The organism is Pseudomonas sp. ADAK2 TE3594 (assembly GCF_053628675.1).
Genome location: NZ_JBRJGV010000001.1, coordinates 6,751,421 through 6,777,818, shown reverse-complemented (window position 1 = coordinate 6,777,818; position 26,398 = coordinate 6,751,421). Strand labels below are relative to the sequence as shown.

25 protein-coding genes are annotated in these 26,398 nt (G+C 60.7%); 12 read left to right on the top strand and 13 right to left on the bottom strand.

What is annotated here, in order from left to right:
• The first annotated feature begins 79 nt into the window (after positions 1-79).
• A complete protein-coding gene (locus tag AB7M22_RS30410) occupies positions 80-1,108 on the top strand; it encodes a bile acid:sodium symporter family protein (RefSeq protein WP_454188722.1) in 1,029 nt (342 codons plus the stop codon).
• A 14-nt stretch (positions 1,109-1,122) separates the two neighbouring features.
• Here AB7M22_RS30410 and AB7M22_RS30405 read toward each other — a convergent pair whose 3' ends face one another.
• On the bottom strand, positions 1,123-2,400 hold the full coding sequence (locus AB7M22_RS30405) for an acetyl-CoA C-acetyltransferase (protein WP_454188721.1): 1,278 nt from the start codon (positions 2,398-2,400) through the stop codon (positions 1,123-1,125).
• A gap of 177 nt (positions 2,401-2,577) precedes the next feature.
• On the opposite strand from AB7M22_RS30405, the gene AB7M22_RS30400 reads away from it, so the two are divergent.
• Together AB7M22_RS30400 and AB7M22_RS30395 are read left to right on the top strand one after the other, a co-directional pair.
• Positions 2,578-3,930 (top strand): 3-oxoacyl-ACP reductase, encoded by a 1,353-nt coding sequence (locus AB7M22_RS30400; RefSeq protein ID WP_454188720.1) that lies wholly within the window; start codon positions 2,578-2,580, stop codon positions 3,928-3,930.
• A gap of 2 nt (positions 3,931-3,932) precedes the next feature.
• Positions 3,933-4,787 carry a MaoC family dehydratase gene (locus tag AB7M22_RS30395; RefSeq protein WP_454188719.1) on the top strand — a complete coding sequence of 285 codons (855 nt, stop codon included), beginning with the start codon at positions 3,933-3,935 and terminating at the stop codon, positions 4,785-4,787.
• Positions 4,788-5,356: 569 nt separating this feature from the next.
• Here the strand turns inward: AB7M22_RS30395 and AB7M22_RS30390 are convergent.
• Positions 5,357-5,758: a response regulator gene (locus tag AB7M22_RS30390; RefSeq protein ID WP_007907484.1), complete on the bottom strand. Its 402-nt coding sequence runs from the start codon at positions 5,756-5,758 to the stop codon at positions 5,357-5,359.
• Positions 5,759-5,842: 84 nt separating this feature from the next.
• Positions 5,843-6,040 carry a Flp family type IVb pilin gene (locus AB7M22_RS30385; RefSeq protein WP_080370534.1) on the bottom strand — a complete coding sequence of 66 codons (198 nt, stop codon included), beginning with the start codon at positions 6,038-6,040 and terminating at the stop codon, positions 5,843-5,845.
• Between the two features lie 324 nt (positions 6,041-6,364).
• Here AB7M22_RS30385 and cpaB point away from each other — a divergent pair, with 324 nt between their 5' ends.
• The 5 genes from cpaB to AB7M22_RS30360 all read left to right on the top strand — a co-directional run bounded on the left by cpaB (position 6,365) and on the right by AB7M22_RS30360 (position 11,649).
• Complete coding sequence (gene cpaB, locus AB7M22_RS30380; protein WP_454188718.1) at positions 6,365-7,294, top strand: Flp pilus assembly protein CpaB; 930 nt, start codon at positions 6,365-6,367, stop codon at positions 7,292-7,294.
• Positions 7,295-7,383: 89 nt separating this feature from the next.
• The gene (locus AB7M22_RS30375; RefSeq protein WP_454188717.1) at positions 7,384-8,589 is read left to right on the top strand and encodes an AAA family ATPase; all 1,206 of its coding nucleotides are present in this window, start codon (positions 7,384-7,386) and stop codon (positions 8,587-8,589) included.
• Positions 8,586-9,866 carry a CpaF family protein gene (locus tag AB7M22_RS30370; protein ID WP_454188716.1) on the top strand — a complete coding sequence of 427 codons (1,281 nt, stop codon included), beginning with the start codon at positions 8,586-8,588 and terminating at the stop codon, positions 9,864-9,866. Before AB7M22_RS30375 ends, AB7M22_RS30370 begins: the two co-directional genes overlap by 4 nt.
• An 11-nt stretch (positions 9,867-9,877) precedes the next feature.
• Positions 9,878-10,762, top strand: coding sequence for a type II secretion system F family protein (locus AB7M22_RS30365; RefSeq protein ID WP_454188715.1), 885 nt, complete (start codon positions 9,878-9,880; stop codon positions 10,760-10,762).
• The gene (locus AB7M22_RS30360) at positions 10,759-11,649 is read left to right on the top strand and encodes a type II secretion system F family protein (RefSeq protein ID WP_454188714.1); all 891 of its coding nucleotides are present in this window, start codon (positions 10,759-10,761) and stop codon (positions 11,647-11,649) included. The genes AB7M22_RS30365 and AB7M22_RS30360 overlap by 4 nt, the downstream gene beginning before the upstream one ends.
• A 169-nt stretch (positions 11,650-11,818) precedes the next feature.
• On the opposite strand, the gene AB7M22_RS30355 is transcribed toward AB7M22_RS30360, so the two are convergent.
• The 3 genes from AB7M22_RS30355 to AB7M22_RS30345 form a co-directional block, all read right to left on the bottom strand.
• A complete protein-coding gene (locus tag AB7M22_RS30355; RefSeq protein ID WP_454188713.1) occupies positions 11,819-12,196 on the bottom strand; it encodes a DUF6124 family protein in 378 nt (125 codons plus the stop codon).
• An 824-nt stretch (positions 12,197-13,020) separates the two neighbouring features.
• Entirely contained in the window at positions 13,021-13,809 is a 789-nt protein-coding gene (locus tag AB7M22_RS30350; RefSeq protein ID WP_454188712.1) for a response regulator, read from the bottom strand.
• 124 nt (positions 13,810-13,933) lie between these two features.
• Positions 13,934-14,404, bottom strand: a complete 471-nt coding sequence (locus AB7M22_RS30345) for a prepilin peptidase (protein ID WP_454188711.1) — start codon at positions 14,402-14,404, stop codon at positions 13,934-13,936.
• Between the two features lie 75 nt (positions 14,405-14,479).
• On the opposite strand from AB7M22_RS30345, the gene AB7M22_RS30340 reads away from it, so the two are divergent.
• Both AB7M22_RS30340 and AB7M22_RS30335 read left to right on the top strand, forming a co-directional pair.
• Complete coding sequence (locus AB7M22_RS30340; RefSeq protein ID WP_454188710.1) at positions 14,480-14,920, top strand: TadE/TadG family type IV pilus assembly protein; 441 nt, start codon at positions 14,480-14,482, stop codon at positions 14,918-14,920.
• Positions 14,917-17,685, top strand: coding sequence for an ATP-binding protein (locus tag AB7M22_RS30335; protein WP_454188709.1), 2,769 nt, complete (start codon positions 14,917-14,919; stop codon positions 17,683-17,685). The genes AB7M22_RS30340 and AB7M22_RS30335 overlap by 4 nt, the downstream gene beginning before the upstream one ends.
• On the opposite strand, the gene AB7M22_RS30330 is transcribed toward AB7M22_RS30335, so the two are convergent.
• From AB7M22_RS30330 to AB7M22_RS30310, 5 genes are all read right to left on the bottom strand, one after another.
• Complete coding sequence (locus tag AB7M22_RS30330) at positions 17,655-19,637, bottom strand: TadG family pilus assembly protein (protein WP_454188708.1); 1,983 nt, start codon at positions 19,635-19,637, stop codon at positions 17,655-17,657. The two genes, AB7M22_RS30335 and AB7M22_RS30330, sit on opposite strands and share 31 nt — an antisense overlap.
• A 264-nt stretch (positions 19,638-19,901) precedes the next feature.
• A complete protein-coding gene (locus tag AB7M22_RS30325) occupies positions 19,902-20,471 on the bottom strand; it encodes a DUF4136 domain-containing protein (protein ID WP_454188707.1) in 570 nt (189 codons plus the stop codon).
• 53 nt (positions 20,472-20,524) lie between these two features.
• Positions 20,525-21,142: a DUF4136 domain-containing protein gene (locus tag AB7M22_RS30320; protein WP_454188706.1), complete on the bottom strand. Its 618-nt coding sequence runs from the start codon at positions 21,140-21,142 to the stop codon at positions 20,525-20,527.
• A 12-nt stretch (positions 21,143-21,154) separates the two neighbouring features.
• Positions 21,155-21,904, bottom strand: coding sequence for a methyltransferase domain-containing protein (locus AB7M22_RS30315; RefSeq protein WP_008011271.1), 750 nt, complete (start codon positions 21,902-21,904; stop codon positions 21,155-21,157).
• Positions 21,904-22,206, bottom strand: coding sequence for a MazG-like family protein (locus tag AB7M22_RS30310; RefSeq protein WP_454188705.1), 303 nt, complete (start codon positions 22,204-22,206; stop codon positions 21,904-21,906). Before AB7M22_RS30310 ends, AB7M22_RS30315 begins: the two co-directional genes overlap by 1 nt.
• A 193-nt stretch (positions 22,207-22,399) precedes the next feature.
• On the opposite strand from AB7M22_RS30310, the gene AB7M22_RS30305 reads away from it, so the two are divergent.
• The gene (locus AB7M22_RS30305) at positions 22,400-22,693 is read left to right on the top strand and encodes a hypothetical protein (RefSeq protein ID WP_007907451.1); all 294 of its coding nucleotides are present in this window, start codon (positions 22,400-22,402) and stop codon (positions 22,691-22,693) included.
• A 161-nt stretch (positions 22,694-22,854) separates the two neighbouring features.
• Positions 22,855-24,195, top strand: a complete 1,341-nt coding sequence (locus tag AB7M22_RS30300; protein ID WP_454188704.1) for an MATE family efflux transporter — start codon at positions 22,855-22,857, stop codon at positions 24,193-24,195.
• A gap of 24 nt (positions 24,196-24,219) precedes the next feature.
• Here AB7M22_RS30300 and AB7M22_RS30295 read toward each other — a convergent pair whose 3' ends face one another.
• Positions 24,220-25,017, bottom strand: a complete 798-nt coding sequence (locus AB7M22_RS30295; RefSeq protein ID WP_454188703.1) for a DUF4123 domain-containing protein — start codon at positions 25,015-25,017, stop codon at positions 24,220-24,222.
• Positions 25,014-26,336, bottom strand: coding sequence for a contractile injection system protein, VgrG/Pvc8 family (locus tag AB7M22_RS30290; RefSeq protein WP_454188702.1), 1,323 nt, complete (start codon positions 26,334-26,336; stop codon positions 25,014-25,016). Before AB7M22_RS30290 ends, AB7M22_RS30295 begins: the two co-directional genes overlap by 4 nt.
• Between the last annotated feature and the right edge of the window lie 62 nt (positions 26,337-26,398).

Sequence of the window (26,398 nt, the reverse complement as noted above, 5' to 3'; positions counted from 1 at the left end):
TGGCCTTATGTCGCAAGACGGCTGATAGAGCCGACGTTAGGCTAAGTCATCAATTCTTACAAACGTATTCGGTGCCGGTATGCATGCCTTCAAACACCTCAAACGCGTGGTCACCGACTGGTTCTTGTGCGGCATGCTGATCGCCACGCTGCTGGCGTATTTCTTCCCGACTTTCGGTGCTACTGGCGGCGGGATGCACGCGGAGTACGTGATCAACGTCGGCGTGTTTCTGGTGTTCTTCCTCCATGGAGTCAACCTCTCCAGCGAACAGATCCGCCACGGGCTGAAAAACTGGAAGCTGCACGTGATGGTTCAGGCCTTCACCTTTGCGGTGTTTCCGTTGATCTGGCTGCTGAGCGACAAATTGCTGGGCTCGCACCTTCCATCGCTGCTTATGCTCGGCTTCCTCTACCTCTGCGCCCTGCCCTCGACCATTTCCTCGTCCGTGGCGCTCACCGGCAGCGCGGGCGGCAACGTACCGGCAGCAATTCTCAACGCGAGCCTGTCCAGCGTACTGGGGATTTTTCTGACACCGTTGCTGGTGAGTTTCGTGGTCGGCAGCGGCGCGGGTGGCATTGATCTGGGCTCAACCCTGCTCGATTTATGCGCCATGCTGCTATTGCCGCTGGTGCTCGGGCAATTGCTGCGGCCGTTCCTGGGTAAGTTTTTCGCTCGGCACAAGCGCTACACCAACATCGCCGACAAACTGGTGATCCTGCTGCTGGTGTACGCGGCGTTCTGCAACTCGATGGTGTCGGGGATGTGGCAGCAACAGGGCAACAGCGTGATTCTGACTGCGCTGTTGGGCAGTGCGATTTTGCTGGCGATCATCCTGTGGATGACCACCCGCACCGCTCGCGCGCTGAAGTTCAGCCCCGCCGATGAGATTGCCGCGGTGTTCTGCGCCAGCAAGAAATCCCTGGCAGCAGGTGCGCCGATGGCAGCGCTGATCTTCGGTGCCAACCCCGGCCTTGGCTTGATCCTGCTGCCGATCATGATCTATCACCCGTTGCAGCTGATCGTCTGCTCGGTGATGGCCGAGGGTTACGCCAACCGCAACCGGGAACTGGCCGCGCAGCAACGCGCGGCAGTGCTCAACCCCCAGTAATCCGCAATCAACAATCAGCGCTCGATAATCGCCGTCACGCCCTGACCGCCGGCGGCGCAGATCGAGATCAACCCTCGGCCCTTGCCCGCCGCGTCCAGCAACTTCGCCAGGTTGGCGACGATGCGTGCACCGGTGGCGGCAAATGGATGCCCGGCGGCCAGTGAGCTGCCCTTGACGTTGAGGCGAGTGCGGTCGATGGAGCCCAACGGTGCGTCAAGGCCGAGTCGGGTTTTGCAATACTCTGGATCTTCCCAGGCCTTCAATGTACACAGCACTTGCGCGGCGAACGCTTCATGGATTTCGTAGTAATCGAAGTCCTGCAAGGTCAGGCCATTGCGCGCCAGTAAACGCGGCACCGCATAGACTGGCGCCATCAGCAGCCCTTCGGCGCCATTAACGAAATCCACCGCCGCCACTTCGCCGTCGCGCCAATAAGCGAGGATCGGCAAACCGCGCTGTTTCGCCCACTCCTCACTGCCCAGCAGCACCACCGATGCGCCATCGGTGAGTGGCGTGGAATTGCCCGCGGTCAGGGTGCCCTTGGCGCTTTTCTCGAAGGCCGGCTTCAGTGAGGCGAGTTTTTCCAGGGTCAGGTCCGGGCGCAGGTTGTTGTCCCGGGTCAGGCCGAGGAACGGCGTCATCAAATCGTTGTGCCAGCCTTCGGCGTAGGACGCGGCCATTTTCTGATGGCTTTCCTGGGTCAGTTGATCCTGCTCGGCACGCGGGATGTTCCAGGTCTGGGCCATCAATTCACAGTGGCCGCCCATCGACAGGCCGGTACGCGGCTCGCCAATGCTTGGAAAGTCGGGCATCAAGTGTCGAGGGCGCAATTGCAGGAAGGTTTTCAGTTTGTCGGCGGTACTTTTGGCGCGGTTGGCTTGCAAGAGGAGCTTGCGCAGGCTTTCGTTGACGCCGATCGGCACGTCCGAAGCGGTATCAACGCCACCGGCAATGCCACATTCGATCTGACCCAGAGCAATTTTGTTTGCCACCAGCAACGTCGCCTCCAGCCCCGTACCGCAGCCTTGCTGGATGTCGTAGGCCGGTGTCGTCGGCGACAACCGCGAGCCCAGTACACACTCTCGGGTCAGGCCGTAATCCTGCAAATACTTGAGCAACGCGCCTGCCGCCACTTCGCCCATGCGCAAACCGTGCAGGTTATAGCGCTCGATCAGGCCTTCCAGCGCTGCGGTGAACATCGCCTGGTTACTGGCAGTGGCGTACGGCCCGTTGGACCGGGCAAAGGGAATACGGTTACCACCGATAATCGCGACGCGACGCAGCTGAGTCATGAAAAAGCTCTCCTTCCTGATATTCAATTGTGAACACATACCCCTGTGGGAGCGCTCCCCGAAAGTCCCGTTACAAACTAACCTGCAATGTTGAAGCGTAGGCCGTATCTCGCGGATCGAACGACTAATTGCCGTTCATGGTCCACACTTTTAATCCCAGTTGCTGGAGCATGATCCATGTCTGACCGCTATATCGACTTCGCCAATTCGCCCATCGGCCATCGTGTGGTCGGTGCCTTGGGTCTGCCGTCGCCGGTACGACTGGAACGCTGGCAAGCAGGCCGGCTGCGGCCTATCGAGGGGGCGCTGTTGATTGGCGGTGGCCCGTTGGCAGAAAAAGTCAGCACGCTCGCCAACCGCCTGACCGATACGATTTACAGCTACGGCACCGATCCGACCCTGGCCACCGCGTGGATTCCCGGCCACGGCCAGAAACTCAAAGCAGTGGCATTCGACGCCAGTGACCTGGTGCAGGTCGATCAGTTGAAACAGCTGCGCGAGTTCTTCCAGCCGCTGATGAAAAACCTCGATCACCATGCGCATGTGGTGATTCTTGGCCGGGCGCCGGAGACCTTGAGCGACCCATTCGCCGCCAGCGCACAGCGGGCGTTGGAAGGTTTCAGCCGCTCACTGGCCAAGGAACTGCGCAGCGGCGGCACTTTGCAGCTGATCTATGTCGGTGAAGGTGCCGAAGATCAACTGGAAGGCCCATTGCGGTTTTTCCTCTCGCCCAAAAGCGCGTTCATTTCCGGGCAAGTCATTCGCCTGAAGGCGTGCGAGGCGCAGGTGATGGACTGGAGTCGTCCCTTGTCGGGACGCAAGGCACTGGTGACGGGCGCGGCTCGCGGCATCGGCGCCTCAATCGCCGAAACCCTGGCCCGCGACGGCGCCGAGGTGATCCTGCTCGACGTGCCACCGGCCAAAGCCGATCTCGACGCCTTGGCCGCACGCCTCGGCGGGCGCGGCATCACGCTGGACATCTGCGCCGAAGACGCCGCCACACAACTGATCGAGCACTTGCCCGACGGCATCGACATCGTGGTCCACAACGCGGGCATCACCCGGGACAAAACCTTGGCCAACATGACCCCGGAATTCTGGGACGCGGTGCTGGCGGTCAACCTCAACGCGCCGCAAGTACTGACCAAGGCTTTGCTCGACAGCGGCACCTTGCGCGACAACGGCCGGGTAATCCTGCTGGCGTCCATCAGTGGCATCGCCGGCAATCGCGGGCAAACCAATTACGCCGCGAGCAAGGCCGGGTTGATCGGCCTGGCCCAAGCCTGGGCACCGCTGCTGAGTGAGCGCGGCATCAGCATCAATGCCGTAGCGCCAGGATTCATCGAAACCCAGATGACTGCGCACCTGCCCTTCGGCGTGCGCGAAGCCGGGCGGCGCATGAGTTCGTTGGGCCAAGGCGGCCTGCCACAAGACGTCGCCGAAGCCGTGGCCTGGCTGGCACAACCCGGCACCGGAGCGTTTACCGGGCAAGCGTTGCGCGTCTGCGGGCAAAGCGTTTTGGGAGCCTGACCATGACCACCGACTGGCACACTCTCAATAGCGAACCTGGCCTGCAAACGCTGTATGTGAAGGCGGCAACGCGCCGCAAAATCACCGGTACCACATTGCCCGACCTGGGTTATCACTGCTGGGTCAATGTCGATCCGAAACGCCTGGAGGCTTATCGAAAAGTCTGTGGTTTCGCCGACAACGGGCTGCTACCACCGACGTATCCACACATCCTGGCGTTTGCCTTGCAGATGCAATTGCTTACCGCCAAAGCGTTTCCGTTCCCGCTGCTGGGGCTGATTCACTTGAGCAATCGCATCCGCGTCTTGCGCCCCATGGGTGGTGTGCACCGGGTGCGGGTCGGCGTGAAAGTGCAGAACCTGCAACCCCATGCCAAGGGGGCGACGTTCGATTTGGTGACGACGCTCGACGATCAGTTGGGGCCGCTGTGGGAGGCTGAAAGCCAAATGCTCTGTCGCGGCGTCAAACTGGAAGGCGAGCCTGTGGAGGAAGCGTTTGCATCGACATTGTTGCTGGCCGAAGTGGCCCACTGGAAAGCGCCTGCGGACATTGGCCGCCGATACGCCAAGGTGTCCAGCGACTACAACCCGATCCACCTCAGTGCGATCAGCGCTAAGCTCTTCGGTTTCCCTAGCGCCATCGCCCATGGCTTGTGGAACAAGGCACGTACGCTGGCAGCCCTGACCGATCATTTGCCGACGGCCAACGTCGAGATTGCGGTGCAGTTCAGGAAACCGGTGCGCCTTCCCAGTGAAGTGACGCTGATGTCCAGTGCGGCGGGGGCCAGCGGGGATTTTCAGTTGATGGGTGCGGGGGATTTGGAACACATGGTTGGGCAGTGGCGGCCTGTTGCCTGATTGTTCGGCGCTGTAATTGACAGCGTCTGCGAGATTGCCTTCGCGGGCAAGCCTCGCTCCTACAGTGGTCCGCGTATGTCTGAGAGAGATTGGTCGGGTGTGAGGCCGTCTTCGCGAGCAGGCTCGCTCCCACAATTGAATCGTGTGCATCTGCGAGGGATTGGCCGGCTGTCAGGCCGCCTTCGCGGGCAAGCCCGCTCCCACAGTGGAGCGGCGTGCGCCCGCCCCTCACCACTCAATAGGCCGAGCGTTAGCTCGCCTGCAGCTTTTGATCTGGCTTTTGATCTTGATCCACCCGCCCCTTCGGGAGGCCTCGTTCCGGTGTTCATCTGGGGATTGGCGCGCAGCGCCGTTCGACGCAGTCGAACCCATCGCATGTAGGTTGAAGCGAAGCCAACCGTAGGGCGATGCCCCCAGATGGATACCGGAGCGAAGGAACGCCGAGCCTTAGCGAGGGGCCGGACGCTTGGGGCAAGACCTTTTGGGTACTTTTGGGGCGTTTGCCAAAAGTGCCTCGCCGTAAGGGCGAAACCCTAAGCCGCCGTTACCGCAGCAACGGATATGTACACTCAGGAACTAACCACCCCAGGAAACAAATTATTCAACGTCTCCAACAACCGCACGTGATAAATCGGCTTGCGAAACAAATCCAGCACCTGCAACCGCAACATATCACTCACATCATCCATATCCGCATGCCCCGACGTCACAATCACCGGTAAATGCTGACGAGCCGTATGCTCACGCAACCGCTTGATCAACGACATGCCACTCTCCTCCGGCATCCGCAAATCAGTAATCACCAGCGCAATATCAGGATGACAAGTCAAATGATGAAGGGCGAGCTTGACCGACGTTGCCGTAAAACAAGTAAAGCCCTCGCCCTCCAGCAACTCGGCCAGTTCCAGTAACGCATCCTCCTCATCGTCGACCAGAAGAAGCTGTTGGCGAAGGAGCGCTGGAGCGTTCATGGGTAACACCTGCAATGGACTAAGCCTTGACGTTAGAAGCCCTTTGCGGGATTGGCAAATGACTGCCTATTGCCAGCCTTAAAATCAAAGCGCGGCTGAAATGGTGGTGAACATTGCGGTGACACTCGTCGCGATGGGTGTCGCAAATGCTGCCAGCGCAACGGCCACCATACCCGCAATAATCGCGTACTCGATACCCGAAGCACCTTCAGTGTCTTTGGCCAGACCTTTGTAAAAAACGAATTCGGATTTGATCTTCTGAACAACTTTAATAAAGGACATGATGTGTCTCCTATGACAGCGGATGTTGCACGGCCGCAACATGATTCCCCTATGCCAGCATCAGCATTGTCGGCAAACCCAAGACCAACAACTGTAAGAACCTATTAATACTTAAGTAGTAACCCGTTCACTGACGTCATGAAACAGCGCTTTTGGCTTCAAACCGTTACTTTTGTCAGATATTTACCGACCTGTAATGGCTTTTTGCTCTACCTGCGCTACCGTCAAATAGCGAAATAGTTCCATGTTCATAGCTGCCTGATTGCGAAGTCATCTCGTTAGAACTCTTGGGGGGCGTTACGCAGCAGGAAAGGGAGAGCCTTCATGAACAGTCGCGTCACCATGGGCCTGGCCGGGCTGTTTCTGGTAGGCGCCATCATTGCCGGTTATTGGGGGCTGGTGTTGAGTCGCCAACCGGCACCCGAATCCGTCGCGCAACCCGGCACATCATCGGCCCCGATACTGGCGCCGGCGGACGACCCGACCCGCCAGCCGGTGGTTGTGTTGCTGCGTGACATAGCACCGTACGAACAAATCACCGCCGCCGACGTGACCCTGGAAAAACTCCGTACCGCCCCGGCCGGCAGCCTGTCCCGGCTCGACCAAGCCATTGGCCGTATGCCTTGGCGCACGCTGACTGCCGGCAGTTGGCTCAATGATGAAAGTTTCGAAACCGGCGGTGCGCTGGCGCGAATGATCCGCCCCGATGAGCGCGCCCTCGCCGTGGCAGCGGATGACGTGATCAATGTCGGCGGTCAACTGAGCCCCGGCGACTATGTCGACGTCCTGCTGTTTCTGCGCATGGACACCAACAACCTCCAGCAATCGGCCCAGGTCGTGGTCCCGGCGTTGCGGGTGCTCGGTGTCGGCGACCAGTTGGGGCTGATGAACGATGGCCAGCCTGCCAACCCGGCGCGCAGCAACGAAGAAAGACTCAAGCAGGAACAGCAGCGCGCCAGCGCCCGCACCGTTTTGCTCGCCGTCCCCGAACCCCTCTTGAGTCGCCTGATGCTCGCGGCTCAGGTCGGGGTTTTGCGCCTGGCCGTGCGCAGCGCCGAGGAAAAACGCCTGAACCAATACTGGGCCGGCAACCGCGATTCAAAGGCGAGCCTGGCCAGCGCCAATCGCGAACTGGTGCAGTTCAGTCAACTAGCCCTGGCCGGCACACCCAAACCCGTAAGCGGCGGCGCAGCACCGCGCAAGACGAGTGTGGAAGTCATCCGCGGCAATGAAGTCACCCAACAAACGCCCTGAATCGAGCGAGGACGCTTCTCCATGCGCAGACGTTTCACGCAGTACTTGCTCGACAACGGCTGCTTCGATACATGCGGTGGATTATCGCAATGAGCCAGCCCCAGAACCTGAGTCAGACGTTCCTCGCGATCACGCGTAACAGCACCGACTTCGAGTGGCTGCAAGGTGCGCTTGCCCCTTTGGGCCGAGTGATCAGTGCCGGTGGCGGCAACCTCGACGAGCTCTTGACGCTGGTGGACGTGACCTTCGCCAGCCTGGTGTTCGTGGGTCTGGACCGTGAACATGTGGTGGCCCAGAGCGCGTTGATCGAGGGTGCCCTGGAAGCCAAACCGATGCTGGCGATCGTTGCCTTGGGCGACGGCATGGACAACCAACTCGTGCTCAACGCCATGCGTGCTGGCGCGCGGGATTTCGTCTCTTACGGTTCGCGTTCCAGTGAAGTTGCCGGGCTGGTGCGACGCCTGAGCAAACGCCTGCCGACCGTGACGCCGAATATGCAACAGAATCAACAGGGTGGCCTGACCGTGCTTTACGGTGCGCAGAGCAATGCCGACGGGGCGTTGCTCGCTAACCACCTGGCGCACGTGGTGCAAAAGAGCGGTCAGCAGACACTGTTGCTGGACCTGGGCCTGCCGCGTGGCGACAGCCTTGCGTTGCTGGGGCTGGAGAGCTCGTTTCATTTTGGCGATGCGTTGCGACATCTGCGGCGCCTCGACGCGACGCTGATCGACAGCGCCTTCACCACCTGTGACGCCGGGCTGCGGATTCTCGCCTACGCCAGCAACGACGAACCGCTGGAGCAGACCAGTGCCGCCGAGCTGTACATGCTGCTCAGCGCCTTGCGTCAACATTTCCAGCACATCGTGGTGAACCTCACGGGCCAGTCGGACAGCGAAGCGTTGCGCACCTTCGTCAGCCATTGCGATAAGTTGCTGTGGTACACCGATCAGAATGTACTCGACTGCCGACGCAACCTTGAGGTGCTCGGCCGCTGGCGCGAAAAAGGCCTCAAGCTCGACCACGCCAGGTTGCTGGTGGACCGCTATCTGCGCAACGTCGCGCCAGACTCCGACACGTTGAGCAAAAGCTTCGGCATGGAGGTTATGGCGGTCCTTGCCTATAGCCCGGAAGTACGGCTCAACGCCAAGAATCAGGGGGTGAGCCTGTTCGAGCTGGCCCCGCGCGAAAACCTGACCCAAAGCCTGCGCGCCCTCGGCGAACGCCTGGCCAAACGCTCCGAAGACCTGGACAAACCCAAGGCTGGCTGGTTCGACCGATTGAGGGGCGCGCCATGAACGGGGAAAAACTCTTCGGCGCGCCCTCCCACGGGCCGGCCGGCAATACCGACCACGAAGGCCTGAAACTGGTGCTGCACCGCTACATCATCGACGCCATCGAAGAGTCCGGGAAAAACCTCCTGGAAGGTTCGCGGCAAATGCTGTCGCAGTTCGTCATCGACAAAGTTGCCGAGTACATCGCCCGTCTGCACCTGGCGATTTCCCGTTATGAGATGGAGCGACTGGCTGAGGAAATCGTCGACGAGCTCACCGGTTTCGGCCCGCTGGAGGTGTTGCTGCGTGACTCGACGGTGACCGAGATTCTGGTCAACGGCCCGCACCGGGTGTTCGTCGAACGCGAGGGTGTGTTGCACCTGAGTGACCTGCGATTCATCGATGACCACCACGTCGAGCGGGTGATGCAACGAATTCTCGCGCCCCTGGGCCGACGGCTCGACGAGTCGTCGCCGATGGTCGATGCGCGCCTGCCCGATGGCAGCCGGGTCAATGCGATCATACCGCCCATTGCCCTCGATGGCCCGTGCCTGTCGATTCGAAAATTCCGCAAGGACATGCTCAAAAGCTCCGATCTGATGGCGATGCAAACCATCGACCAGGCGATCTTTGAATTTATTCAGGAGGCCGTGGGCAAACGTTGCAACATCCTTGTCAGCGGCGGTACCGGCACCGGCAAGACCACGCTGCTGAACATTCTCAGCCAGTTGATCGCCCCTCACGAACGCCTGGTCACCATCGAAGACGTCGCCGAACTGCAGCTCGGCCATCCTCACGTGGTGCGTCTGGAAACCCGACCGCCGAATGCCGAAGGCCACGGCGAAGTGAAGGCCAGCGATCTGATTCGCAACGCGCTGCGGATGCGCCCGGACCGGATCATCCTCGGCGAAATTCGCGGCGTCGAAGTGGTCGACGTGCTCACCGCGATGAACACCGGGCACGACGGCTCCATGAGCACCGTGCACGCCAACAATGCCCAGGACGCGCTGCTGCGCCTGGAGACTTTGGTAGGCCTGACCGGACGCACCATCGCCGAACGCACTCTGCGGCAAATGATCTGTGCGGCTCTGGACGTGGTGATTCAACTGACGCGCCTGCCCGATGGCCGCCGCTGCGTCAGCGAAGTGGTGGAGGTCGTGGGTATTCGTGATGACATCTATGTGACCAATACGCTATTCAAGTTTGATCGACGCACCGGTTTCGGTTTTCTGCGCGAGGCGGTCAACCCCGCCGGCGATAAACTACGCCGCGAGGCGGCGCTCTCTCCCTTATCGCACTGAAGGGTCACGGCATGCTCAAACCGGCGCTGCTCATCCTGATTTGCCTGACGTTGCTGGGCTTGTCGATCCGTTTGTTCTACAACGGTTTGCGCCAGACCGGCATCGATCGAACCCTCGGTCGCTTGACGCAGGGACAACCGCAACTCGCGGTGGCGAAGTCATCCTGGGCAGGCCTGGAACGGGCCTTTCTACGCGCCGGCCTCGGTCGTCCCACCGAGCGCCTGGGGTTGTGGCTGTTGCTCTGGGCCGTGGGCATTTTGCTGGGGTTTGCCCTCGCAAGCTGGATCGGTTTGCTGGCGTTGTTGCTGATGCCACCTCTGGCTCTGCGGCTGTATATCAGTTGGTGCTATCAGCGCCGGCTCAAGCGCATGATCGAACAACTGCCGCCATTGCTCGATCACACGGTGCGCAGCCTGAAGTCCGGACGCACCCTGGCCGATGCGGTGCTGGTCGCCATCGACGCCGCCGAAGACCCACTTAAAAACGCCATGGGCCGGGTTCAGCGCAACGTACACCTGGGCGTAAGCCTGCCTGACGCTGTCACGGACTTCGCCGAACTGTACGAGAAAGACGAGTTTCGCTTGTTCGCGCTGGGCCTGAAGGTCAATCACCGCTACGGCGGCAATGCCAGTGAGCTGTTTGAGAACCTGATCAAAATGATCCGCGAACGCGACCAGGCTGCGCGCCAATTGCGCGCCATGACGGGCGAAACCCGCATCACGGCGATAGTGCTGGCCCTGATGCCCGTGGGGCTTGCCGCCTACTTCTTGCTGTCCAATCCGAAATACCTGCTCGCCATGTGGAACAGCAGCTCGGGGCAAATGATGCTCGCGACCGCGTTCGGCCTGCAGGTCGTGGGTTGCCTGGCGCTGTGGCGCATGTTGCGTAGCGTATGAAAATAGCCCTGCTGATCAGTGCACTGTTGTTTCTGGCGGCCACGCTGTTGCTGCTCAGTGGGCTGCTGGACCAACATCGGCGTGCTCGCCAGGTGGCTCAACGACTGGACGGCAAACCGCTGAGCGACCATCGCGTCAGTCACTGGCTGCAAGTGCTGGGCGACAGCCGCATCGGCCAGCGCTCGGTCAAACTGGACAACGAAACCCAAATGCTGCTCAACCGCCTCGGCTGGCGCAGCGCCCGGCAACGCTCGCTGTTCGCCGCCTGCCAGATCGGCATGCCGGTGCTTGCGTTGGTCCTGAGCCTGTTGATCCAGAGCGTGTTCTTCCCGCAGGTGAACAACCACTGGATCACCCCGGCCTTCGCCACCGCCCTCGGTTATTTGCTGCCCAAACGCTTGTTGGCCGCCGCCGCGTACCGTCGGCAAAGACAACTGGCGATCGAGATTTCGACCTTCATTCCACTGCTGCGCATCCTGTTCGAATCCGGCATGGCGGTGGAACAGTCGCTGCGAGTGTTGAGCATCGAAGGCAAACAATTACTGCCGGTCCTGACCCATGAACTGCGCCTGATTCTGACCCGGGTCGACTCCGGTCTGGAACTGGGCGAAGAACTGAACAAGGCCACCCAGTTGCTGGCGGTGGACGAATTCACCGACACCTGCGTGATTCTTCAGCAATTGATCCACCAGGGCGGCGGCGCCATGAAATCACTGCTGGGACTCAAATTACTGCTCGATGACCGGCGCCTGACACGCTTGCAGGAATACATCTCCAAGATGTCCGCGAAAATGTCCGTGGTGATGATGTTGTTTCTCTTCCCGGCGTTGCTGATCGTACTGGCCGGCCCCAGCTTCAGCGCTTTGGCCCGGGCCTTTCATCATTGACCAAGGAGCAAGGCTTGCCCGCGAAGGCGGCCTGACAGCCAACCAATCTCTCGCAGATGCACACGGTTCAATTGTGGGAGCGAGCCTGCTCGCGATCGCGGCGTGTCAGGCGACATCCATGTTGAATGTCGGACCGTCTTCGCGGGCAAGCCTCGCTCCTACAGGGGGATTAACTCTGTGGCGCGGGTTTCGGTACGGAAACGTTATCCAGCATTCGATTCACCGCCAGTTCTGCCAGCATGACGATCTGTTGAATCGCCATCGCCATGTGCCGGTTCGGCCCTTCCAGATACCCCGCAAAATCACTCGCCATCACACTGGCCTGGGCCAACGATTCACAGGTGTGGGCCAACAGGTCTTCGTCTTTGATATCCGGCGCAACCATGTACATCGTGCTCGGTTTGCGGGCCGCGGGGGATTTGAGGGCGGAGGGGTTGAGGTAGTGATCGAGCGCGCGGTTAGCGGCGTCGTGGAGTTTTTTCGAATCAGCAGATTCGTAAGGGGAAACGTTGTCAGTTTCTGGGGGATTCGGGGTTGCTTTGAACATGATTACACCTCTGGGATGAAATGGAGCCACTTCCAAATTGCCGCGACGCAAGTTGGGGTGGCAGCTGTACGCGGGTTCGCGGACCGATCCCCGAGGCAGCTCGGCATACCCGAAGGTATCCCGCGCACAGTCGCCATGACACGAAACGACAGACACCCAAAAGTGTTGTGGTTTGGTGGAGCGATTATGCCTCAAGAAACGAGCCGCGACGCCCGGTCGCTGAATTGTCAGCGACGGACAAAGGCTAGAGACGCAGCGTCCGACGGGCAACCTGAAAAACATGTGGGAAGGTTCTGATGTTTTTACTGATCGATAAACATCATTGTCTGTAAGGCCGCCATCGCGAGCAGGCTCGCTCCCACAGTGGGTTGGCGTATGTCTGAGAGAGATTGGTCGACTGTCAGGCCGCCATCACGGGCAAGCCCACACACAGTGGAGCGGCGTACACCCGCCTTTCACCGCTCAACAGGCCGAGCGTTAGCTCGCCTGCAGCTTTTGATCCGGCTTTTGATCTTGATCCACCCGCCCCTTCGGGAGGCTGAGTGCAGGTGTTCATCTGGGGATTGGCGCGCAGCGCCGTTCGACGCAGTCGAACTCATCGCATGTAGGTTGAAGCGAAGCCAACCGTAGGGCGATGCCCCCAGATGGATACCGGAGCGAAGGAACGCCGAGCCTCAGCGAGGGGCCGGACGCTTGGGGCGAGACCTTTTGGTTCCTTTTGGGGCGTTTGCCAAAAGGGACTCGCCGTAAGGGCGAAACCATAAGTCGCCGTTACCGCAGCAACGGATATGTACACCAATGAAACAGCGTACACCCGAAAAAACTCAGTGCGCAGTAAGCCGCCGCCCACCAGCATTACCAGGCGACAACGCCAACGCCACTTGCGTGCGATTATGCATATGCGTCAACCGCAACACCTGCGACACATAAAGCTTCACCGTGTTCTCGGTAATCCCCAACTCACAGGCAATCTGATAATTGGTCTGCCCCTTGCCCACCAACCGCGCCACCTCCAACTGCCGCGGCGACAGCTGATTGAAAACCGCCGGCATCTCCACCCGCTCCACCTCACTGAATGCACCGCCAGCCGAATCCGGCAAAGGCACAGAGGACGGCCCCCGACGAACCTTGTCCAGATCCTGATACAGCTCGTCGATCGACTCACAAAGGTACTGCAGCTTCTGACTCAAATGCCCCAACTGCAGGTTTTTCTGCCGCTCCTGCAAGACCACTTCCTGGCGCCGCAAACCTTCGAGCAACTCATCCAGATCAATCGGTTTCTGATAGTAGTCGGCGAACCCGGCGCGCAAGGCCTTGATCACGTCCTGCTTGTCTGCGCGGCCGGTGAGCATGATCGCCTCGAACGCCCGATGCTTGCCGGACAACCGTTGCAACGCCTGGACGAGCTGAATGCCATCCATGTCAGGCATCCGCAAATCACAGAGCACCAGGCCGATATCCTCATATTCATTGAAACGCTCGATCGCCTGCTTGCCAGACTGGCAAGGAACACAGCGATAACCATTGCGCTCGATGAACTCGCAAAGTTCTTCGACAATCAATGGTTCGTCATCGACCACAAGGACTTTTATTGCCGAGATAAGCTTGTTCACGTGTCACTCCATGCCAAGTATGGCTTGACCGTTCCTGTACCCACTACCCACAGGCTGTACAACAACTGTTTTGAAAGTAGACGCACTTTCCAACTATGTACATAGAACGAGTATTGCCCGGCGACTAATGCATCCAGACCAGAGTGAGCAACATGCCCACCAATACGAATGGCGCAAAGGGCTGCTTTTTTGACGTTCCCGGCCCCAGGTAACGAAGACGCTCCCTAAGCCCCTGCCCCATATACAGCCAGAGTCTTGGCGCCAACAGCAGCCAGAACGCACTGGCCAATCCGGCGCCGATGAAGCCGCCGAGCAGGTGCATACCGTCCGTCGCAAGGCCCAGCGTCGCCATCAGTTTCACGTCGCCCGCCCCCAGACGTCTCAACGCATAACCAGGCAAAGTGAAGGCCAGTGCCAACAACAAAGCCCAGCCGCCCTGCACCGCCTCGGCCCCCAACCATGTGGTGCCCGTCCACAACAGATACGTCAGCGCCAACACACCCACGCCAAGGGTCAGGCCATTGGCGATGTGCCGCTCTCGGACATCCTGTGCTGCGCAAAGCGTCAGCCAGATAAGTAGGACAAAGTTCTGCATCCGGTAAAAAACGTCCGTTTTGGCTGAATGATTCTATGCTGATACTACGTCGTGATGGTCAGGGTAGACGCACTCATGAAAACAGGCCTCCCCCGCAAACAAAAAGGTGCCGTGGCGATTGAATTCGCCTTGGTGTTCATCATCTTTTTCGCCGTGTTTTATGGGCTGGTCAGTTACAGCCTGCCACTGCTGCTGATGCAATCATTCAATCAATCGACGGCCGAAGCGGTGCGCCGCAGTGTGGCGCTGGACCCAAGCACCGCCAATTACGACACCGCCGTCAGAAACATAGCGACCACCGAATTGACCCGGCAGCTGTCCTGGATTCCTGCCGCGCTGAACTTCAATGTGGCCACCGACGCCAGTGCCACCTACATCGGTGGCGTGCTGACGGTCACCATCAACTACCCCACCAGTAAACTGAATCAGGTGCTGCCGTTCCTGGTGCTGCCGGGGATCGGCTCGGTGCCCAATCTGCCGGCGACCCTTACCGCCCGATCGAGCCTGCAATTTTGAGTTCCGGGGACAAGCTCTTCGGGCGCCTGCTCAATCGCCATCCGCCACAGCCCTCGACCAGTGCGGACACGCCGAGCGTGCAACGTGTCGGTTTGCAGCTGCACCTGAATGACGAGGGCCGAGTGATTCAGCTGACCGGCCCGCTGCGGCATCTGCTGGCGCAACATATGCCCGGCGCGCAGGCACCGCATCTGCTCGATTACCTCATGCCCCATAGCGGCCTGTCGGTCGAAGGCGCGCCTGCCGAGTGGCAGGGACAGAGTCTGGACCTGGATTTTTTCAGCCTCGGCGAACAACCGCTGCATCTGCGTGGCTGGGTGCAGCCGTTGGGCGAAAACTGGCTGTTGCAGTTGATCGACATCGGCGACCTGCTGCTCGAACGTCGACAAGCGCGCAGCCGTGAACAATGCCAGTTGCTCGCGGCGCAGGTCAGCGAACAGTTGCGCCTGTGCAGCCTGACGCGCTTGCCCGAGGTGTTGGCGGAGCAACTGCAAGGTCTGGCCCAGCGCTTTCAGATCCCCTGCATCGCCATGGCGTTGCTCGATGAACAGGCCGAGGGGTGGCTGATTCACCAGCATTACGCGGCCTTCGATGCGCCACTGTTGTGGGAAATCGATCAACGCCTGGGCACCGGTCTCGACAGTTTGAATGGTTCCGCCCCCCAGCAATTGACTCCCAGCGAACACCCGCGCCTGCAAGGCATCTTCGGCAATGCCGAGGGGTTCGCGGTGCCTTATCACAATGCCCTGGGCGTGGTGGCCTGGTTGCTCTGTGGTTTCTACCCGGTGCAACAGCGTGCTCCCGACCTGAGCGAGCGCGACTGGTTGCAACTCACTGCCGCCCTGGCCGGCCCGCTGCTTGAGCGCTTGCGCGAGCATCAGCACCATCTGCAACTGGAGCGGCTGGAGTCTCTGCAAGCCTTGCTCGGCACCGGCTGGTGGGAGGTTTTCAGCGACGATGCCGAGGTGCAATTGGCGCCGTCGCTGGCAAGCATGCTGAACCTTGCGAGCACTCGCTTGCCGCTGCACGACTGGCTCGAACAGATCCACCCCGCCGACCGTGAAGAGCTGACGATTCGCCTGCAAACCTTGCAGGACGAAGGCGCGCCGTTGCTGCTGTGCGTACGCCTGCATCGCCCCGACGCGGCACAGACGCCGATCTGGTATCGGCTGCAAGGTCAGGCCCTGGGCATCGGCAGAAACCGGCGGCTAGTGGGTTTCATGCTCGACATCAGTGACATCAAGAATCAGGAGCAGAACGCCGCTGCCGCCCATGCCCGGCTGGACAACCTGATCGCCAGTTCACCGGCGGTGATCTACGTGCAGCGCTATGTCGAAGGTGCGCTGCAACCGACATTTTTCAGCGACAGCCTGTTGCCGCTGCTCGGTTGGTCGCTCGCCGATTGCGCCGCCGGCGCGCTGGTGGAACGGGTCCACCCCGAGGACCGCGACGGCTATTTCGAGCGCACCCGGCAATTGCTGCGCGAAGGTTCGGTGCGTGCCCGTTATCGGCTGCGCGACAGTCGCGGCGATTACCACTGGCTGCTCGACGAAGCCAAACTGCTGCGCGACGACCTCGGGCTGCCAGTGGAAGCCGTGGGGCTGTGGCTGGATGTCACCGAAGCGACCCTGGCCGCCGAGCAAGTAAAACAGAGTGAAGAGCGTTATCGGATCCTGGTGGAAGATTCCCCGGCGATGATCTGCCGCTACCTTCCAGACCTGACGTTGACCTTCGGCAACCGCCCGCTGGCGACCTATCTGGAATGCCAGCCCGAGAAGCTGCCGGGAGTGAACCTGGGCAGCTGGATGTCGCCGGAACAGCGCGAAGCATTCCTCCAGCGGCTCAGTCACCTGAGCCCGGAGTTCCCGGTCAGCACCGCGGAAATCAACCTGCAACTGCCGGGACGGGAACACGCCTGGTGGGTCTGGTCGGATCGCGGGGTGTTCGACGAGCAGGGTCGCTTGCTTGAGATTCAGGCTGTGGGCCGCGACAACACCGAAGTCCGGCGTGCCCAGCAACAGCTTACCCAGAGCGCGAAAATGGCCACCCTCGGCGAAATGGCCACCGGGCTGGCCCATGAAATCAACCAACCGCTGAACGTGATGCGCATGGCCATCGTCAATGTGCTCAAGCGTCTGAGCAATGGTGATGCGCAAATCGATTACCTGACAGACAAGCTCAACCGCATCGACGCGCAAGTCCAGCGCGCCGCGCGGGTGGTGGATCACATGCGGGTATTCGGTCGGCGCTCGGAGATCGAGCAGCACCCGTTCAATCCGGCTCAAGCCATCGAGGGCACGCTGTCACTGCTGTCCGAAGGCATGCGCGGCAAAGGGGTCGAGCTGCGGGTCAGCGAGACCGGATTCGAGGTGCAGGTACGCGGTTACGTCGATCAGCTGGAACAGGTGCTGATCAATCTGATGGTCAATGCGCGGGATGCATTGTTGAGCAAGCGCGAGGCCGACCGGGAGTTCAAACCGTGGATTTCGGTGTACGCCGAACGTGATGAACACTCGGTGCGACTGTGGGTCGAGGACAACGGCGGCGGCATCGATCCACGGCTGCTGGAGCGGATTTTCGAACCGTTCTTCACCACCAAGCCGGTGGGCATCGGCACCGGGCTCGGGTTGTCGGTGAGTTACGGCATCGTCGAAAACATGGGCGGTAAGTTGAGTGTAAGAAACTCGACCGAGGGCGCGCGGTTTTGTATCGAGTTGCCGATTGTCACAGGTGATCAGATCACCAGCGTCGCGCGCCCCGAGTGACAGCTGAGGTTGGCGCCGACGTCGACCTTGTTCAAATCGATCCCAAGGCTTACCAGCACGGTGTTGATCAAGCTGTCGAGCAACGGGCTGAGCACGCTGTTGATCGCGCTGACCAGCAAAGTGGTCACATTGCTCAGGATCGTCCCCAGACCGCTGACGAGACTGCCCGACGGGCCATACATGTCCACGTGAATATTAAGCGGGGTATTGAGCAGACTGCTGACGATGCTGCTGGTGGTAAACGAGTAGTAGAACGGCGGCTGATTGATTTCCGGCAGGCTGGTGGCGGGTGGTGCGGAGTAGACGTGGGAAATGTTGGCGTTCGCCGCCACGCTGGTGTCGGCAACGATATCGATGCCGCCACCGACGCCAGGCACACGCGGATCGCAGGTGATGGGCAAGAACAGCAGCCTGCGACAGGTTTTGATCCCGATATCGATCACCTTCAACGGCTGCACCGTGACCGCCGGCGGCGTGGTGTTGCTGCCGAACATGCTGGCCGAATCGATCCGGCCGATTTTCAGGTTCACCAGCGATGTACTGGTGTTGGTGGTCAGGGTTTTGTTGGTGTTACTGACGCAGCTGTAGGCCGTGACGTAACTGCTGGCGCTGGCGACCTCCAGCGCCACGTCGAGCCGTATCGGCCCCGGCAACACCTTGATGTCGGGTGTCTGGCAAGGCACGCCCAAGGCACAGGTCAGTGAGTTGAGCACCGCCACCAGATTGAGATTGAGCAACGCGTTGAGGGTGTTGGTCAGCGGTCCGGCCAGATCGGTTACCGCATTGACCAGCGCCACGATGGCGTCGAGTGCCGGCAAGTCGATCGACAGCAATGTGCGAACCTGCGCGGTTCTCACGTAGATCCGATTGGGGCCCAGTGGATTGAGCGCCGCGTTTTTCGGGTTACCGATTGCCGACAGTTGCGGCGGCTCCAGGACCTGCACTCGAGCCGTGATTTGCGCCAGCCCCGCCAGATTGATCGGCAGCGTCGCCACCAGACCGTTCTTCTTGTTGGCCAGTTGCACGATGCCTTCGATCAGGTTGAACACGCTCACGTTAGTCGCGAACGCCGACATGTTGCTGCCATTCTCGACGTGCAACATATTGCCCAGCACCACGGTCGTGGAGCCTGCGGCAACCTTGAGTGCTTGCAGACCGACGATGGTCGCCGTCGCGCCGAGCGTGCCGCCGGGGTCCAGCACATTGACGGCAGTCTGGATCAGCTGACTGACGGCCACCGAAGTGCCCAACACCTGGCTATACCCGGCGGCGCTGAGGCCGAGGTCGACCTTCAATCGATCGAGGTAACCGAGCAGGCTGATGTTGGTGCTCACCAAACCGTTCCAGCCCGCCACGGAGAGGTTCAGATTGCCGCCCAGCAAACCACCGAACAGTCCATTGAGGGTGGCCGACTTGCTGGTATCGATAGTCAGCACCGTACTGCGAATGGTCAGCGATGCCAGCGGAGGTGGCAACGCTGCGACGGCGGTCGCGGTCAGGTTGAGGGTCGCACCGGCTGGCGGACCGCCGAACACGGCACCAATGCCACCGGCGAAACTCTGCAGGATCGAATGGCTGACGGTCACCCGAATGGCTTCGCTGCTGCTCGGATTGGCCGTAAAAACCCGAAGATTATTGGCGTCCAGAGTCAAGGCGCCACAGGCCACCGTCAGGCTGCGCGAGGGGTCAGGCAGGGTGAAATTGTTGCGGTTTGCGCTGGCGGTGGCGTAGGCGGTAGCGGTGGCACCCGCGGAGCAATCACCGTTGCGTGTGGCAGCCTCCAGCGCGGCCATATCCGCCACCCTCTGCAAGCTGCGCTTTTCCAGGTACAGGCGGCCGCTGTCGACCATGATCAGCAGAAACACCAAGGCCATGCCCAAGGTCAGCACCGCCATCAAACCGATCGCTCCCCGTTGCCGGACCGGGCTACGAAACTGCAAGCAGGGAGACATGGCGCACTCCTTTGCCGGCACACCGCCGAGGGCTACCTCCATTGGTGAGAAGCAGTGTAGACAAGGGTTGGCCAGATTGCTGGCAACTCGCCATCCAAGACAACAAAAAGCCCATGTGGGAATGGGCTTATTGTGGGCTTGTGTGACGACGAAGATCCTGTAGGAGCGAGGCTTGCCCGCGAAGAAAACACCGCGGTTTTTCAGTCATTACGCGTTTTCGTTCTTCGCGGGCAAGCCTCGCTCCTACAGGGGCTGTGGTGTTGGTTAGTTCAGGGGGTAGCGCGGTGGATAGTTCGCCAATATCCGCCCGACCGTCTCGCGGATCGTAGTGCTGCGATCCTGCGGGTTCGGTGTACGGCTGAGCGTCTGCTCGTCGCTGCCGCGCCACACCAGTTTGCCGTCCTTGCCATCGAGCAAGTCGACCTGGATGGTCGCCACCTTGTAGCTGATGTTGCGGGTTTCGTTGTACATCGGCCCGCCCCAATAACCATTCCATGGGCTACCCCAACCGCCGCCATAGTTAGTGGTCACCTGTTGCTGACGATCTTCGACGATCAGGTAGGTCTGCACCTTCAGATCCGGGCTGGCACCGGCGGCAGCCGGACGCAAGCCGCGCTGATCCAGCTGATCGGCAACGGACTGGCGGATGCGTTGTTCGGTCAGGTCACTCTTGATCCGTGGATCATCGGGACGGTATTGCACGGCGGGCTCTTTCCAGCTCCAGCTACGATAGGCGGCAAAGTCGCGGCTGGCATCAAAGTCATGATTGACCTGGTTGGCGGCGCAGGCAGTGAGCAGCGCGGCCATGGCCAGTAAAGCGAGACGGCGGAACATGATTTTTCTCCGGTAGAAGACATGCACCTGCGGGAGGCTTCCGGTAAAAGAAGCTAACTAGGAGGATACGCCGACATGGCCTTTTCGACAGCTTCGCGAATGGCATCGACCCGCTCGCTCTGACTGCCCTGATTGCTGGTTTCGGCACTGGCACTCCATACCGGCTGGCCGGTGCTCGCGTCGAACAGATCGACTCGCACCACCACGACTTGTACCTGATAAGTACGGATGACCGGCACCGTGTTGTACATGCCGTAACCGCTGCCGTAGCGGTTGTAACCGCCGCCGTAATAACCCCCGCCATAACCATAGTCGTCCTGCACCTGACGCAAGCGGGTTTCCAGATGCAAGTCGGCGCTGACCAACAGGTCCGCCGGGCGATTGTCGTGCAGTGGGCGCAAGCCGCGTTGATCAAGGGCATTGCTGACCGCTTCGGCCACCTGCGCCGAGTCGGCCCAGGCCGTGCCCGGTGGCAGGTGCCCGTTGAGCCAGGCCCAGCTGCGATAGCGGCCGTAATCGCGTGGCGGCGCCGGGTAGGCGCTACGGTCGAAGGTGGTGGCAGCCTGGGGCGGTGCCGGTGGCAGGGGATTGGAGGTCGCGACATAAGGGTTGCTGCCCTGACAGGCCGCCAACCCGATACAGATCACCAGTAACCCTGAACGACTTTTCATTTCGCGCTCCGCTCAGATCGGCCGACAGATCCAGTGCAAATAGCGCCCAAGCCCGGCGAAGCTTGGGTGACGGCGGTGAGCCAGTTCCATTTCCAGCAAGTCCGGCAGCTCGACACGGCCCTGGAATTCCACCGGCATGTAGTCGTAAAAAACCCGCACCCCACTCTGGGTTTCGACCTGCCACATGCTCTCAAGTTGCGCCGCCAGTTCCCGTGGATCCAGTGGCTGCTGCGGAGTCAGGCTCTGCTTCTCGCCGGCCATGTTGTTCTTGCGCATCTTGCGGAAATGACCCTTGAGCAGGTTGCGATAGATCAACGCATCGCGGTTGTAGAACGCCAGGGACAACCAGCCGTCCGGCTTCGTCAATTGATGCAGCACCGGCAAAATCGCATGGGGTTCCGCCAGCCATTCCAGCACGGCGTGGCACAGCACCAGGTCGTAAGGTTCAGTGAGCTGACCGAGCAGATCCTGCCACGGCGCCTGAATGAACGTCGCCGTCTGCCCCGCTTCGGCGAAGCGCTGACGGGCGCCTTCAAGCATCGGTTCGGCGGGTTCGGCGAGGGTCACCTGATGACCGCGCTCGGCCAGCCACAACGACATGTGGCCCAGCCCAGCGCCGATGTCCAGTACGCGCAACGGTCGATCGGGCAGGGTTTCGGCCAGGTCGGCCTGCAGCACCGCGAGACGGATCGCACCTTTGGCGCCCCCGTAGATTTTTTCAGCGAAACGGGTCGCCAACTGATCGAAATGACGGTCGCTCATCAGCTGAACCGCCGTTCGCTGTCCGCGAGTTTGCTGCGCACCACTTCATTCATGTCCAACCCCAACTCGCTGCACAGCAGCAGTAGATACAGCACGATGTCGCCGATTTCCTGCCCGGCATGGGCGAGCTTGTCCGCCGGCAACTGGTGCGACTGCTCTTCGGTCAGCCACTGGAAAATCTCCACCAGCTCGGACATTTCCACGCTCGCGGCCATGGCCAGGTTTTTCGGGCTGTGAAATTGCCGCCAGTCATTGCGGTCGCGAATGGCGTGCAGGCGTTCGGTCAGTTCAACAAGGTTCATCGGGCTCTCCTGAAGGCGTATAGCTTCAGGGGGATGGCGGGTGAAGGCAAGTGACAACGTTATGCCCGCGCACTTTGCGCCATACTCCAAAAAGATCGCAGCCTTCGGCAGCTACTACGGGAACTCGGTAGCACGATCAATAGCCCAACGGTCGGATCCGGCAACCACGCCATCATTCCATCAGGACGCACACATGCAGGTAGAAAGCTTTTTCGAATGGCTCGGCCAGATAATCGGTTCGGCCATCCGGTTCATCATCGACGCCCTCAGTGGCCTGTTCAACCTGTTGAGCAACGCCGGCAGCAATTTTGTCGAAGGGTTGGCCCAGGCGCTGGGCATGGAGACTTCGATCGTCAGCATCATCACGCTGATCATCGGGCTGATGCTGCTGTGGGCGGCGATCCGCGCCTTCATGAACGCGTCGATTATCATGGGGATTATCTGGTTGTTACTGGGGTTGTGGTTGCTGAGCTGGATTGTTCACTAACACCATGCCCCCTGTGGGAGCGAGCCTGCTCGCGATGACGGCGGCACATTCAACATCCAAGTTGACTGTCAGTCCGCTATCGCGAGCAGGCTCGCTCCCACAATGGATCGAGGTAGATTGCAAATGTGTCGCTACAATGCAGGCGCCCCCAAGGAGCCTGCATGCCCAACCTGATTGCCGACTGGCGTGACCGTCCGACCCATCGTCGAGTCTGGGCGCTCGCCGCCCCGATGATTCTCTCGAACATTTCCGTACCCTTGGTAACGCTGGTCGACAGTACCGTCATCGGCCATTTGCCCCATGCTCATCAACTCGGCGCCGTCGCGGTGGGCGCCAGTCTGTATACCTTTCTTGCCTGGGCCATGGGCTTTCTGCGCATGGGTTCCACCGGGTTCGCAGCCCAAGCTGCCGGGCGCGGGGATGGCGCAGCGTTGCGGCAGATTTTGCTCCAGGGTCTGTTGTTGGCCATGGGCCTGGCCATCGTGTTGGGCGCAGTGGGCGTGCCGTTGAGCGGGGTCGCGTTGCACTTCATGCAACCGTCGGCCGAGCTCGATCAGCTCACCCGCGAATTCTTCCACACGCGGCTGTTCGGCTTGCCGGCGGCGCTGGCCAGCTACGCGCTGGTGGGCTGGTTCCTCGGCACCCAGAACGCTCGGGCTCCACTGGCGATTCTGCTGAGCACCAACCTGGTCAACATCGCGCTGAACCTGTGGTTCGTGCTCGGCATGGAGTGGGGCGTGGTCGGTGCGGCACGGGCCTCGGTGATCGCCGAGTGGACCGGCGCGCTGATCGGCTTGTTCATGACCCGCAAAGCCCTGCGCGCCTACCCCGGCCATATCGCCTGGGCCGCGCTGGCGTTGTGGCAGAGCTGGCGCCCGTTACTGGCGGTCAATCGCGACATCTTCATCCGCAGCCTGGCGTTGCAGTCGGTGTTTTTCCTGATCACCGTGCAGGGGGCACGGCTGGGCGATGCCACGGTCGCCGCCAATGCGTTGCTGCTCAACGGACTGCTGCTGACAGCCCATGCCCTGGACGGTTTGGCCCACGCAGTCGAAGCCCTGTGCGGACACGCCATCGGGGCTCGCGATCGAGAAGCCCTGCGCCGCTCACTGGTGGTGGCGTGCGGTTGGTCGTTGCTGGCGAGCTTGGGGTTTGCCTTGCTTTTTCTGTTCGCCGGGCACCTGTTCATCGAGATGCAGACCAACATTCAAAGCGTGCGCGACACCGCCTTCCTTTACCTGCCTTACCTCGCGGTACTGCCGCTGATTGCCGTCTGGAGTTACCTGCTCGACGGCCTGTTCATCGGCGCCACCCGCGCCCGGGAAATGCGTAATGGCATGCTGCTGACGGTGATCCTGCTGCTGCCCTTCGCCTGGGCGCTGCAAGGCTTGGGCAACCATGGACTGTGGATAACCTTCCTGTTGTTCATGTTGTTGCGCAGCCTGACCCTTGGCGCGTTCGCCTGGTACTTGCGCAAGCACGACAGCTGGCTCGGCGGATGACGAGGGTCAGGATTGTCCGCACGTTCAGGGTTGATCGTTCTGCCACAGGTTGCGCAGGCTATCGAGACGCTCCTGCTGGGTGACTCCCGGCAACGACTGCCCAGGCACTGCGTCGGGATGCTGCAAGCGCAGCCATAACCAGTCATCGAGCACCGCACGTTCGCTGAAACCCAGCGCCAGCCCTTCCTGCAAGTAAGCCCACAAGCTGTTGTAGCCGGTGTCGGTGGATCGGCTCCAGCGCCAGGCGTGTTGTTCCAGCAGGCAGGTTTGCAAGGTGTCTCGCTGACGCAGGCTGAGGTTTTCTTCAATGGCCAGCGGCCTGACGGCAAGCCGCGGATTGAACAACTGCTGCCAGCCCTGACAGCCTATGGCCCGGTCGGCCCAGGTGCCGCCGAACCAGCGCAACTGATCGATCGGACCTAACCAGCGACTCAGCTCCTGCGCATCGCAGGCATCGAAAAAATAGCTCGCCGTGTGTGGGTTGTAGTAACTCAACAAGGCCCGGTGATGCAGACCCAAGGTGACTGCGAGCATGCGTCGCAAATGCTCCAGCAACTGCGATGACGATGCTTCACTGACCAGCAGCAACCCGCTCCAGGTATGTGGCGCACTTTGGCACAACTCGGCCAGTGCCGGGCATTCGCGAAGGTCGACCAACACCGGCCCGTGCTCACGCAAGGGGTGAAATTCGGTGCCTTCGAACAGGCGGAACCACCGGGCATGAGCAAACTGTTGCCGCAAACTCGCGCCGGCCTGAGGCACACCCGGCACATCGAGCAACAGCCATTGCGGGGTCGGGTCGACCGCTTGAGCGGCGCTCATGCCGCACCGCTCTGGCCGGGCTGCATCGCCGCCCGGCAGGTGCAAAAGGCCTGCGCGCAATGACTGAAACTGCCACCGCCGGGCAGCAGGCACAGGAGCACCAAGGGTTCGCTGGATTGCAGCATGCCCGACAAGCCGTCGAGCGCCGGGCCGGAATCGCTCGTCAAGGAGGGTTGCAGGTCGGGTATGACTGGCTCAGCGCTCGACGCTGCGCCGGGAAGAAATCCGCTGATCAAGGGTTGATCCGGATCGCCATCGATAAAGCTCACCAGCACCTGCGCCCCTTTACTCAACGGTAGGGTGCCAGCACCTTCCAGCTCGGGAGCCAACGGCAACCAGCAGTGGCTGGGCGCTGCGCCCTCCCCCTGGTAAAGCCAGTCAAACTGCACGGCAACCGGTCTGGACAGATCCGGTTGAGACTCATCGACCTCGACCACCCACGCCCGCTGCAGGCTGTGCATCCTCGGCTTCACACCCGAATGGGCCGCCACGAAAGGCATTTCCTGCCCAACGGCGCGCAGTTGGTTGCTATAAGGAAGCCCCGGTTCCTGCCCCCCCTGATGCTCGACATGGGTCAGTAGCCAGAGACGATTCCAGTCCACACACGGATGGCCGGACAGCGGCATCAGTTGGCCGCTGCGCAGGGTCGCCAGATTCGTCTGGCCTTCGGCGATCTGCCCGCCGCCGTGAAGCTTGAACTGATGCACACCTGGCCGTTCGTTCTCACCCTTGAAGACGCTCTCTTCGCCACGGCTGAACTGCCCCAGGCCATCACCGAAAACCAGACAGTGTCCGCGTGAGCGGTGTTCGAAGTAGTAATGAAGCCGTTCCTGGGCGCACAGACGCTGGAGAAATTGCAGGTCTGATTCCCGGTACTGCGTGCAGAAATCACGGGGCGGGTAATCGCCGCTCAGGTCGAAACGCCGATCCTTGCCGGCAATGCCGTGCTCCTTGAGTACTTGAGCGAGAATATCCGGCACCGAGCACTGGCTGAAGATTCGCTGATTGAAGCGCTGGGCCAGACACGCCAGCCTGGGCCCCAGAAGGACACGACATAGCCTGGGCTCACCGCCATGGCCGAGCTGAACGAGGCCAAGCAACTGTCCGTGAATACCCTGCCCCAAGGGCCCGAAATGCAAAAAGGCCGAGCGATACAGCAGGCTTGCGAGGTCCAGCGTTGGGTCACTGTTCAGCAGATCCACGTCGAACACAAAAGGCTCGCTGATGGCTTCACTACCGGTAAAGGCCAAGACCTCAAAGGGGTCAGGAAGACCCGCTATATCCAGACGAAATGACAGCTCGTTGACTGGATCGAACATCGGCGATTCTCTACAGGAGGGGCGGCCGGGGATTCTCGCTGAGAGACATGGCCGAGTAGAGT

What these genes read in the sequence shown, in the direction of transcription:
- AB7M22_RS30410 (WP_454188722.1), top strand. Translation starts at nt 80, where the DNA reads ATGCATGCCTTCAAACACCTCAAACGCGTGGTCACCGACTGGTTCTTG.
- AB7M22_RS30405 (WP_454188721.1), bottom strand. Translation starts at nt 2,400, where the DNA reads ATGACTCAGCTGCGTCGCGTCGCGATTATCGGTGGTAACCGTATTCCC.
- AB7M22_RS30400 (WP_454188720.1), top strand. Translation starts at nt 2,578, where the DNA reads ATGTCTGACCGCTATATCGACTTCGCCAATTCGCCCATCGGCCATCGT.
- AB7M22_RS30395 (WP_454188719.1), top strand. Translation starts at nt 3,933, where the DNA reads ATGACCACCGACTGGCACACTCTCAATAGCGAACCTGGCCTGCAAACG.
- AB7M22_RS30390 (WP_007907484.1), bottom strand. Translation starts at nt 5,758, where the DNA reads ATGAACGCTCCAGCGCTCCTTCGCCAACAGCTTCTTCTGGTCGACGAT.
- AB7M22_RS30385 (WP_080370534.1), bottom strand. Translation starts at nt 6,040, where the DNA reads ATGTCCTTTATTAAAGTTGTTCAGAAGATCAAATCCGAATTCGTTTTT.
- cpaB (WP_454188718.1), top strand. Translation starts at nt 6,365, where the DNA reads ATGAACAGTCGCGTCACCATGGGCCTGGCCGGGCTGTTTCTGGTAGGC.
- AB7M22_RS30375 (WP_454188717.1), top strand. Translation starts at nt 7,384, where the DNA reads ATGAGCCAGCCCCAGAACCTGAGTCAGACGTTCCTCGCGATCACGCGT.
- AB7M22_RS30370 (WP_454188716.1), top strand. Translation starts at nt 8,586, where the DNA reads ATGAACGGGGAAAAACTCTTCGGCGCGCCCTCCCACGGGCCGGCCGGC.
- AB7M22_RS30365 (WP_454188715.1), top strand. Translation starts at nt 9,878, where the DNA reads ATGCTCAAACCGGCGCTGCTCATCCTGATTTGCCTGACGTTGCTGGGC.
- AB7M22_RS30360 (WP_454188714.1), top strand. Translation starts at nt 10,759, where the DNA reads ATGAAAATAGCCCTGCTGATCAGTGCACTGTTGTTTCTGGCGGCCACG.
- AB7M22_RS30355 (WP_454188713.1), bottom strand. Translation starts at nt 12,196, where the DNA reads ATGTTCAAAGCAACCCCGAATCCCCCAGAAACTGACAACGTTTCCCCT.
- AB7M22_RS30345 (WP_454188711.1), bottom strand. Translation starts at nt 14,404, where the DNA reads ATGCAGAACTTTGTCCTACTTATCTGGCTGACGCTTTGCGCAGCACAG.
- AB7M22_RS30340 (WP_454188710.1), top strand. Translation starts at nt 14,480, where the DNA reads ATGAAAACAGGCCTCCCCCGCAAACAAAAAGGTGCCGTGGCGATTGAA.
- AB7M22_RS30330 (WP_454188708.1), bottom strand. Translation starts at nt 19,637, where the DNA reads ATGTCTCCCTGCTTGCAGTTTCGTAGCCCGGTCCGGCAACGGGGAGCG.
- AB7M22_RS30325 (WP_454188707.1), bottom strand. Translation starts at nt 20,471, where the DNA reads ATGTTCCGCCGTCTCGCTTTACTGGCCATGGCCGCGCTGCTCACTGCC.
- AB7M22_RS30320 (WP_454188706.1), bottom strand. Translation starts at nt 21,142, where the DNA reads ATGAAAAGTCGTTCAGGGTTACTGGTGATCTGTATCGGGTTGGCGGCC.
- AB7M22_RS30315 (WP_008011271.1), bottom strand. Translation starts at nt 21,904, where the DNA reads ATGAGCGACCGTCATTTCGATCAGTTGGCGACCCGTTTCGCTGAAAAA.
- AB7M22_RS30310 (WP_454188705.1), bottom strand. Translation starts at nt 22,206, where the DNA reads ATGAACCTTGTTGAACTGACCGAACGCCTGCACGCCATTCGCGACCGC.
- AB7M22_RS30305 (WP_007907451.1), top strand. Translation starts at nt 22,400, where the DNA reads ATGCAGGTAGAAAGCTTTTTCGAATGGCTCGGCCAGATAATCGGTTCG.
- AB7M22_RS30300 (WP_454188704.1), top strand. Translation starts at nt 22,855, where the DNA reads ATGCCCAACCTGATTGCCGACTGGCGTGACCGTCCGACCCATCGTCGA.
- AB7M22_RS30295 (WP_454188703.1), bottom strand. Translation starts at nt 25,017, where the DNA reads ATGAGCGCCGCTCAAGCGGTCGACCCGACCCCGCAATGGCTGTTGCTC.
- AB7M22_RS30290 (WP_454188702.1), bottom strand. Translation starts at nt 26,336, where the DNA reads ATGTTCGATCCAGTCAACGAGCTGTCATTTCGTCTGGATATAGCGGGT.